The organism is Actinomycetota bacterium (genome assembly GCA_035536535.1).
GTDB lineage: Bacteria > Actinomycetota > JAICYB01 > JAICYB01 > JAICYB01 > DATLNZ01.
The window spans coordinates 1-8,861 of sequence record DATLNZ010000125.1 but is presented as its reverse complement, the minus strand read 5'-3'; the positions used below and the strand labels follow the sequence as shown (position 1 = coordinate 8,861).

At 68.5% G+C, this 8,861-nt stretch carries 11 protein-coding genes; 9 read left to right on the top strand and 2 right to left on the bottom strand.

The annotated features are described in order from the left end of the window. Together VNE62_08425 and VNE62_08420 are read right to left on the bottom strand one after the other, a co-directional pair. On the bottom strand, positions 1–353 hold a 353-nt coding region (locus VNE62_08425), incomplete at its 3' end, for an ATP-binding cassette domain-containing protein (protein ID HVE92310.1). A gap of 101 nt (positions 354–454) precedes the next feature. Continuing rightward, complete coding sequence (locus VNE62_08420) at positions 455–1,528, bottom strand: polyprenyl synthetase family protein (protein HVE92309.1); 1,074 nt, start codon at positions 1,526–1,528, stop codon at positions 455–457. 225 nt (positions 1,529–1,753) lie between these two features. Here VNE62_08420 and VNE62_08415 point away from each other — a divergent pair, with 225 nt between their 5' ends. The 9 genes from VNE62_08415 to VNE62_08375 form a co-directional block, all read left to right on the top strand. After that, positions 1,754–2,395 (top strand): phosphotransferase, encoded by a 642-nt coding sequence (locus tag VNE62_08415; GenBank protein HVE92308.1) that lies wholly within the window; start codon positions 1,754–1,756, stop codon positions 2,393–2,395. 37 nt (positions 2,396–2,432) lie between these two features. After that, on the top strand, positions 2,433–2,825 hold the full coding sequence (locus VNE62_08410; protein HVE92307.1) for a VOC family protein: 393 nt from the start codon (positions 2,433–2,435) through the stop codon (positions 2,823–2,825). A gap of 186 nt (positions 2,826–3,011) precedes the next feature. Then, the gene (locus tag VNE62_08405; GenBank protein ID HVE92306.1) at positions 3,012–3,437 is read left to right on the top strand and encodes a hypothetical protein; all 426 of its coding nucleotides are present in this window, start codon (positions 3,012–3,014) and stop codon (positions 3,435–3,437) included. Between the two features lie 51 nt (positions 3,438–3,488). Beyond that, entirely contained in the window at positions 3,489–3,770 is a 282-nt protein-coding gene (locus VNE62_08400) for a hypothetical protein (GenBank protein HVE92305.1), read from the top strand. 634 nt (positions 3,771–4,404) lie between these two features. Further along, positions 4,405–4,644 carry an AbrB/MazE/SpoVT family DNA-binding domain-containing protein gene (locus VNE62_08395; GenBank protein ID HVE92304.1) on the top strand — a complete coding sequence of 80 codons (240 nt, stop codon included), beginning with the start codon at positions 4,405–4,407 and terminating at the stop codon, positions 4,642–4,644. Beyond that, on the top strand, positions 4,638–4,985 hold the full coding sequence (gene mazF, locus VNE62_08390) for an endoribonuclease MazF (protein HVE92303.1): 348 nt from the start codon (positions 4,638–4,640) through the stop codon (positions 4,983–4,985). Before VNE62_08395 ends, mazF begins: the two co-directional genes overlap by 7 nt. 67 nt (positions 4,986–5,052) lie before the next feature. Beyond that, positions 5,053–6,849: a heme o synthase gene (locus VNE62_08385; GenBank protein HVE92302.1), complete on the top strand. Its 1,797-nt coding sequence runs from the start codon at positions 5,053–5,055 to the stop codon at positions 6,847–6,849. Positions 6,850–6,924: 75 nt separating this feature from the next. Further along, positions 6,925–8,076 (top strand): cupredoxin domain-containing protein, encoded by a 1,152-nt coding sequence (locus VNE62_08380; protein ID HVE92301.1) that lies wholly within the window; start codon positions 6,925–6,927, stop codon positions 8,074–8,076. A 45-nt stretch (positions 8,077–8,121) separates the two neighbouring features. Next, the coding region (locus VNE62_08375; GenBank protein ID HVE92300.1) for a geranylgeranyl reductase family protein at positions 8,122–8,861 on the top strand (740 nt) is incomplete at its 3' end.

The following is an 8,861-nucleotide window of genomic DNA, read 5'->3' as shown; positions in this document are numbered from 1 at the left end:
AGCACGTCCGGACGCCCGACCAGCGCGAGCGCCAGGGACAGCCGCTGCTGCTGGCCCCCGGACATCCTCCGCCAGGGCGTCTTCGAGGACGGGTCGATGCCGGCGCGTTCCAGGAGCGCCAGCGGCTCCTCGGGGGCCGGGTAGTAGGAGGCGAACAGGCGCACAGCCTCGGCCGGACGGATCCCCGCGTACAACCCGGCCCCCTGGGGCATGACGCCGATCCGTGCGCGAATCCGGCGCCCGGCACGCCGCGGGTCGTAGCCCAGCACCCGGACGCCGCCCGAGTCGGGACGGCGGTATCCCTCGACCGCCTCCAGCGTGGTCGTCTTGCCTGCCCCATTCGGACCGACCAGCGCGAAGATCTCTCCGTGCTCGACGCTGAAGGTCAGGTCGCCGACCGCGGTCCGGCCGGAGTAGCGCTTCGTGAAAGCGTCGACCTCGACGGCGGGGATCCCTAGTCCTCCCGCACCGCCACGCGCGCGGCCAGGTCCTCCAGGGCGGAGGCCGCATGCGCGCCGATCACGTCCGCGTCGATCGCCGAGACGGCATCGCCGGCCAGGCGTGAGATGAGGTCCGAAGCGGCCGCCAGCGCGCCCGATTCCAGGATTGCCTCCCGCACGCGCGCGGCGTCCTGCGTGTCGAGGTCCCGTCGGCCGAGGTGCGCATTCAGGACGGCCGACGCCCGGGGGTCCAGCCTCCGCGCCATCGCCACCAGCACGGTCTGCTTTCCCTCGCGCAGGTCCCCGTCGCGGTCCTTTCCCGTGACGGACGGATCACCGAAGACTCCGAGGATGTCGTCGCGGATCTGGAACGCTTCGCCCAGCGGAAGCCCGTAGGCGGACAGCACCCGCTGGACGTCCGGGTCGTCGGTGGCCAGGGCCGCACCGATCGCGAGCGGGTCGGCCACCGTGTAGCCCCCGGACTTCAACCGCGCGATCCGCCGTGCCTGCTGCTCGTCGGCGAACCCGTCCCGCGAAGCCCGCAGGTCGAGAAACTCCCCGGCTATGGCGCGCACTCGCATCCGGTCGTACATCTGTCTGGCTCGTCCCATGGCCTCCGGTGGAAACCCCGCGCGCGACATCAACGAGTCCGCCAGCACCATCGCCAGGTCGCCCGCCAGCACCGCGGCGGACACGCCGAACCAGCCGCCGCCGTCCGCGGAGAGAGACTCGTGCGCGGCCGGTCCGCCTCGCCTGAGCGGCGACCGGTCAACGACGTCGTCGTGCACGATCGCGAACGTGTGGAGCAACTCAAGAGCCCCCGCGACCTGCAGGATCGGCTCGCCGTCGGCGCCCCCCGCCGCAATGTGTCCCCAGTAGCAGAACACCGGACGCAGTCTCTTGCCGCCCGCGGTCACCAGCCGCTCGAGCTCGTCCACGAGCGGCCGCGCGTCCGCCGGAAGGTCGTCGCGCTGATCGCGCAGGAACTCCAGCAGACCCACGTCCACGCGGGTCCGCAGGTCCGAGTCGATGCCCACCGGAGTCGCGGTCACGGCACAGTCTCGCAGGTGCGCGCAGGGGGCCGTCATCGGCCTCTCCGGGTGCCCGCAGGGGCGGGGGCCGGCGCGCGGAGAGGATTACGCTCAAGGGGCGCCGACCCGGACCGGTCTCGCTAACGAGGAGCCATGCCGAAATCCGAAGGTGCCATGGACAACGGATCCTTCGGCCGCGTGGTGCGCGTTGAGGACACCGTGAGGAGACCGATGTATCCTTGGTCGCCTACGGTTCACCGCCTTCTTCTTCACTTGGAGACGGTGGGTTTCACGCAGGCACCTCGCTTCCTCGGGGTAGACGAGGAAGGTCGAGAGGTCCTCAGCTTCATCGACGGGGAGTCTGGGGGAGCCGGGTGGCGTCAGGTCGCCTCCATCGACGGCTTGCGAGCCATGATCTCTCTCCTCGAGGACTATCAACAGGCCGTCCGGGGCTTCCATCTGCATGGGCCGACCGCGTGGTCGGCCGGCGTTGTCGACCTCGATGGCTCACAAGTGATTTGCCATGGTGACTTCGGCCCTTGGAACGTCGTCTGGCGCGATGGACAGGCGGTCGGCCTGCTGGACTGGGATCACGCAAGGCCGGGGGACGCCCTCGATGACGTTGGCTACGCCGCGCAGTACCTGGTTCCGCTTCGCTCCGATGAGGACTGCGTGAGCTTGTTCGGCTATGACGAGCCGCCCGACCGTCGCACCCGGCTGCGCGTGCTGAGCGACGGGTTCACCACAACCCCCGATGCCGTGCTGCGCCGAGCGGTGGAGATGCAACTCGGCACGATCGCCCTGGTGGAGTCGTTGGCCGACCGCGGCCTGGAACCGCAGGCGACGTGGGTTCGTGAGGGCCTGCTCGACGACCTGGCTGGGCGCCTCGCGTGGGCTCAGACCAACGGCGATTCGTTCGTGTAGCGGTCCGGCGCATCGAACGCATCTAAGGAGGGACGTGATGGCGGGGGCGGTAAGAGCGCTGGGCGAGGTGGCGCTGCGCGTCAACGATCTTGACGAGATGGTGGCGTTCTACGAGAACGTCATCCGTCTCGAACTCATGAAGCGGTTCGAGCGGGCGGCTTTCTTCCGAATCGCCGACGGCTACGCCGGACACACGGCTGTCCTGGCCCTGTTCGACCGCAATTCCCCTGTTGACCAGGAGCGGAGCACGATCGATCATCTCGCCTTCACCATCGCGCTCGAGGACTTCGAGTCCGAGAAGGAGCGGCTTGAGGCTGGGGGGGTTCCGGTGACGACGACGACGCACGCCTGGGTGCACTGGCGCTCTCTCTACATTCATGATCCTGAGGGCAACTTGGTCGAGCTCGTCTGCTACGACCCCGATGCCTAACTCCAGACTCATCGGGACGACCTCCGTCCCCCGCACACCGGTCGGTTGCGACGGACCACGAGTGGTGGCTGAGCCGCGAGGTCTTGGTACCGACCGGTCGACGCAGCTGTGATGCGACGTAAGGTGCCCGAGCGGGCTGGGAGGGCTGCGCTGCTGGGGGGTTTGGCCGGCGGATTAGCCTCGGGTGTGTGGCTACGGCTGATGATGCGCGTTGTCGCGTTGGTTGAGGAGTCGCCGGTGGCGATGATTCAGGATCCTGATGGCCTACTTCGTAAGTCGCGCATTCCCGTGTTCACTGTGGAGGGCACGGTGGCGGTGATCGCACCAGCTGTGTTTGGGGGCCTGCTGTTCGCGCTTCTGTTGTTGGTGGCTTGGGTTCTGTGGCCCCGGGTCATTGGGTTCCATGGCTTGGTAGTCGGAGGGGCGCTTCTTGTGGTGCCGGGTACGTTCCTGATTGCCGGCACCCCGGAGCTTGAGCTCGGTATTCGCGCTGTGTCGGTCGTGTTATTCGGGTTGACGCCGTTTGTGTACGGGTTGGTGTCGACTTCGGTCATGGGTCGTGCGGTGAGGGGCCGTGGCGGTGGGGGTGTGGATGGTCGCGGCGCGATATAACCCGCGCGGGTTTGCTGCAGCTTCGCTGAGGGCGGGGTGGAGGGACAGTCGATGAAGGTCGTTAGGGTCGCGGTTTTCGATCAGCCGGTGGTTCACGAGGATGACGACCGACGCGCGGCGTCGCTGCGCGACCTGCTGCGAGGCATTCCGGGATTCGTTGCTGGTTATCACCTTCGTGAGGAGGGCACTGGTCGTTTGATGTCGTTCACCGTCTGGGATTCAGACGAAGCGCTGGAGCTTGGGGAACAGGCGGTTCGCGCGCGCCCGGCCAGCGACCAGCGGGGTGTCCGGCCCTCACGGGTTGAGAAGTGGATGGTTGACGGAGTCTTCTAGGCAGCGCCGTCGTCTTGATCGAGCTGACGCGCAGGGCCTTTTTGGGAGCACGATGGCTTCGATGAGAGGGGGAATGTGGCGGAGCCCACGGACTACACACACGCCGAGTGGCGGGTCAAGTCAGGTCACGAAGAAGAGTTCGTCGCGGCTTGGCGCGCGCTCGCGGGCACTTTCTCCGCCTTGAGGCGCCCTCCGCTCTGGGGAACACTCCTACAAAGCGAAACCGACCCAGCTGTCTTTTATTCGTTCGGTCCCTGGGCCAGCAATGAGGACGTCGCCGCGATGCGCTCTGACCCTGCGGCGCAGAAAGCCATCGGCCACGTCGTCGAACTGTGTGACTCTGCAACCCCGGGGCCTTGTCGGCTGGTAGCGCATGTCGATGTCCGCGCGCGGGACGCCTAGAGTCGACGCGGCAGTCGATGGGCAGGTCCCGCACGGATCAGCAGCAATCGACAGAGTCGTCAGCCAGGCGGTCCTGGCCAACCGGGAGTTGTGAGTGCTGTATCTAGTCGGTGGGCTACCACGCGTGGGGAAGTGGGCATCCGTGCGCCGAACCGGTTGCTGGATGTACTCGTCCTGGGTTGAGTGATCCCCGCGTGTATACTCAATGTATAGCCATGGGGGAGTGCGACCGGTGCAGACGAAGATTCAGCGGTGGGGTAACAGCTTGGCGCTTCGGATCCCGAAGTCGTTTGCCGAGGAGGCCCGCGTAGAAGCGGGTTCCACCGTTGATCTGTCCATCGAGGACGGCGAGCTGGTCATTCGGCCGTTGCGGCGCCAGTACAGCCTTCGCTCGCTGGTGGCTGAGATCAACCGCGACAACGTTCACGAGGCAATCGACACGGGTGAGCCCGTCGGTCGCGAGAGCTGGTAGTGGCTGAGTACGTGCCGGACCGCGGCGAGATCGTCTGGCTGCATTTCAATCCGCAGGCGGGACATGAGCAGGCGGGCCGCAGGCCGGCTTTGACCTTGTCACCGCGGTCCTACAACCGGAAGGTCGGGTTGGCGCTGTTCTGTCCAATCACTTCGAACGTGAAGGGGTATCCGTTCGAGGTCGAGCTGCCGCGAGGGTTGAAGGCGGAGGGTGCGGTGCTCTGCGACCAGATCAAGAGCCTGGACTGGCGGGTGCGCCGGGCGGAGCGGCTGTGTCCGGCGCCCGCAGAGGTGCTGGAGGAGGCTACGGCGAAGATCCTGGTGTTGGTGGATCCGGGATGAGCGTCGCTGATGGCCATGCGGCTTCGTCGTACCACCGCCGAGCGATAATCAGGAGCTGGAGCCCCCTTTGACCGCCGTTCGCCGCCTGTCCGCACTCACGACCGGGCTGACGCTTGCGCTGCTCACGCTCGGAGGAGCGGTCCGTGCGACGGGCTCCGGACTCGGCTGCCCCGACTGGCCGACGTGCCACGGACGGCTTCTCCCGCCGCTGGAGTTCCACGCGGTGGTGGAGTACTCGCACCGGATGCTGGCGGCGCTGGTCGGGCTGATCATTCTGTCCACGGCCATCGCCGCCACCGTTGCAGCGCGGCGGGACGGTCCGCAGTTTCGGGGACTCCGGACGACCGCCTGGGTCGCCGTTGCCCTCGTCGTCGCCCAGGGAGCCCTCGGCGGCGCGGTCGTCGCGCGGGAGCTGGACCCCCTTCTCGTCACGCTGCACCTGGCGCTTGCGATGACGTTCCTCGCGGTGGTCGTGGCGCTGACCGTCCGGTCGTGGGAGGCGCCCGCCGCGCAAGCCGGCTCAGCCGAGGGCCCGTCCGGCGGCGACGCGTCAGAGGCGGAGGCCAAAGCGGTCCGCGTCCTCAAGCCGATGGCCCTCGCCGCGGCGGCCGGGACCTTCTTCCTGATGATGGCGGGGGCCTGGATGCGGGGGTCCGGTCGCTCGCTGGTGTTCCGCGACTGGCCCCTCATGGACGGCCGCGTCATCCCGCCTCTCAACTCCGCGACGCTTCCGGCGTTCGTCCACCGCGTTCTCGCGGCGCTGCTGCTCGCCCACGTCGTGGCCATGGCGGTCCTTTTGCGCAGGCACCCGAGGCGGGCCGTCAGGGTCGTCTCGGTCCTGGCCGCCGCCGCGTTCGTGGCGCAGGTAATCGCCGGTGCGGGCAACGTCCTGACCGACCTGGAGCCGGCTTCAGTGGCGGCCCACGTCGGCCTGGCCGCCGCCAGCTGGGCGTGCCTCGTCGCCCTGGTCGCCATGGCGCGGGAAACCACCAGCTCGGGGGGCCGGGCGGCTGCCTACCTGCAGCTGACCAAGCCGCGCATCGTGGTGCTGCTGCTGATCACGACGGTGCCCGCAATGGTCCTGGCGGCGGGACGGATGCCGTCCCTGTGGCTCGTCGCCGCCACGCTGGCTGGAGGAATGCTGACGGCCGGCAGCGCCAACTCGATCAACCAGTTCCTGGAACGGGACATCGACCGCAAGATGCAGCGGACCCGCCGGCGCCCCCTCCCGGACCACCGTGTGGCCCCGCGCAACGCCCTGATCTTCGGGATAGTCCTCGGCGTCGCCGGCTTCGCCTGGCTCGTGCTGACTGTGAACCTTCTCAGCGCCCTGCTGGCCGCTTCTGCCATCGGCTTCTACGTCGGGGTCTACACGCTTCTGCTCAAGCGGTCGACCCCGCAGAACATCGTGATCGGCGGTGCCGCCGGCGCCGTCCCGGTGCTCGTGGGGTGGGCGGCCGTGAAAGGCAGCCTTGCCCCCGCGGCATGGATCATGTTCGCCATCATCTTCGTCTGGACACCCCCGCACTTCTGGGCCCTGGCCATGAAGTACCGCGACGACTACGCGGCGGCGGGCGTGCCGATGATGCCGGTGGCGAGGGGAGTGGAATCGACGTCCAGGCAGATCCTGACTTACACCGTGGTCCTGGTCCCGGTGACCCTGCTGCTCAAGCCCGTGGGGAGCCTCGGCCTCCTGTACGGGGTGGCGGCGGCCGGGCTCGGAGCGGTCTTCGTCCTGTTCGCGGTGCGTCTGTGGCGGGAGCAGACGGTCGAGGCGGCGATGAAGCTGTTCCGGTACTCCATCAGCTATCTGGCCCTGCTGTTCGCCTCCATCGCCGCCGACCGGCTCCTTTTGGGGACGTAGCCGGGCGTGCAAAGTGGTGGACGTCCGGCCGGTGTGTTGTCATTGGGCGGCTTGTCCACGAACACGGAGACTTCGTTGCGCGGATGGACTGTGAAGGCCCGGGCTCTGTGCTCGGTGACGGCGCTGGCCGTGCTGACGTCGTGCGCCGGTTCGGAGAAGCCTCGCGGCCGCGGGCTGCTCGAGGGTCAGAACGCGGTGCTGGCGCTGTCGGTGATCTTCATCGCTTCGGCGCTCGCGCTGCTCGTGGGGTTCCTCGTCCTCGACCGCATCGTCCGGAGCAGGCGGGAACTCCAGCAGCTCGGCTCCCGGGGACGCGACGAGGAGCCCGAGGAGTCCGAGCAGGTGATCGCCGGCATCCGTCACGGCACTGCCGGCGTCCCGCGCTGGCTGTACGCCGCCTACGTGGTCATCCCGGCCTTCGCCTTCCTGTACGTGCTGAACAGCGCGGAGTTCGCCCCGCCGAAGCCCAAGCCGACCCACGGCCCGGAGGAGAAGGGGACTGGCGACACCGCAAGGATCAAGGCCTCGGGCATCGCTTTCGACAAGAAGAAGCTGACCCTGCCCGCGAACACCCAGGCCAAGATCGTCTTCAACAACGCGGAGCCCCAGCCGCACAACGTCGCCATCTACAACGACAAGTCAATGGCCCAGAAGGTGTTCGTAGGGGCCGTGTTCTCCGGTCCGAAGACCCAGACCTACACGTTCCAGTCGCCGGCCCCCGGCAACTACTACTTCCAGTGCGACGTCCACCCCGGCATGAACGGCACGGTCGAGTCCGTCGTTGCGGAAGGCGGCGGGGAAGCCCCCGCGGGCCAGGCCGCGGCTTCCCCGGGAGCCGGCGAGTCACCGGGTGCGGCGCAGTCGCGCGGCCAGCAGGGACAGGAGGTTCCGGGATCCGCCGGGGGAGTGCCCGCCGAGTCGCCGACGCTGGGGGACCGGCCCCCGCCGACGGATCAGAGGGTCACGGCCGACAACCTGCAGTTCGGCACCCGCCAGATCCTGCTGCCGGCGGACGCCGACGTCACGATCCAGTTCCGCAACAACGAGCCTCAGCCGCACAACATCGCGATCTACCGCGATGAGGCTGCGACGCAGAGGGTTTTCGTCGGGGGGCTCATAACCGGCCCCCGGTCAACGACGTACAGGTTCAGGGCGCCGCCGGCGGGGCGGTACTTCTTCCGCTGCGACGTCCATCCCGCGATGAACGGGTCGGTCGAAGTCCGCTAGAGCTTTCCGCGCTATCCAGCCGCCTTGCGCACGTAGACTCCGAGCGTGCCGCCCCATGACCTGATCGTCGCTGGAGCAGGGCCCGCCGGATCGGCGGCGGCATGGCGCGCGGCGTCCGCCGGAGCGCGGGTCGTAGTCGTGGACAAGGCCGTGTTCCCGCGGGACAAGCCCTGCGGCGACGGACTCACCCCCCGCGCGGTCCGCTCGATAGAGCAGATCGGACTCGGCAACGAGCTCAAGCGCTTCCACCGGGTGGACACGCTGCGGGTGTTCGGCGCCGGCAAGGTGCTGGAGTTCCCCTGGCCGGCCTCCGAGACCTTCCCGCAGTACGGGTACGTGGCCGCCCGCACCGACCTCGACGACATGATGCTGCGCCACGCGCAGGTGGCGGGGGCCGAGGTGCTGGAGGGGACGACCGTACTGGGCCCCGTGGTCGAGGACGGCATCGTCAGCGGGGTGCGCGTCCGGGACTCCTCCGGAGAGCGGGAGATGCGGGCCTCGGCCGTCATCGCCGCCGACGGAGCGTCCTCGGCGATCGGGCGCGCGCTGGGGATGGTCCGGTCACCTGCCAGCCCCATGGGAGTGGCGATCCGTGCGCACTTTCCGTCGTCGCGCCCCGAGGACACGGCTATCGAAAGTCACCTGGAGGTCAGGGAGGCGGGGACGACGCTTCCCGGCTACGGCTGGGTTTTTCCCATGGGCAACGGCCGCATCAACGTCGGGACCGGCCTGCTGTCGACCTACCCGGACTGGCGCCGCGTCAACACCGCGCACCTGCTCGCCGC

Bases quoted from the DNA above. Each gene is read 5' to 3' on its own strand.
- VNE62_08420 (HVE92309.1), bottom strand. From the start codon at position 1,528: ATGACGGCCCCCTGCGCGCACCTGCGAGACTGTGCCGTGACCGCGACT.
- VNE62_08400 (HVE92305.1), top strand. From the start codon at position 3,489: ATGAAGGTCGTTAGGGTCGCGGTTTTCGATCAGCCGGTGGTTCACGAG.
- VNE62_08410 (HVE92307.1), top strand. From the start codon at position 2,433: ATGGCGGGGGCGGTAAGAGCGCTGGGCGAGGTGGCGCTGCGCGTCAAC.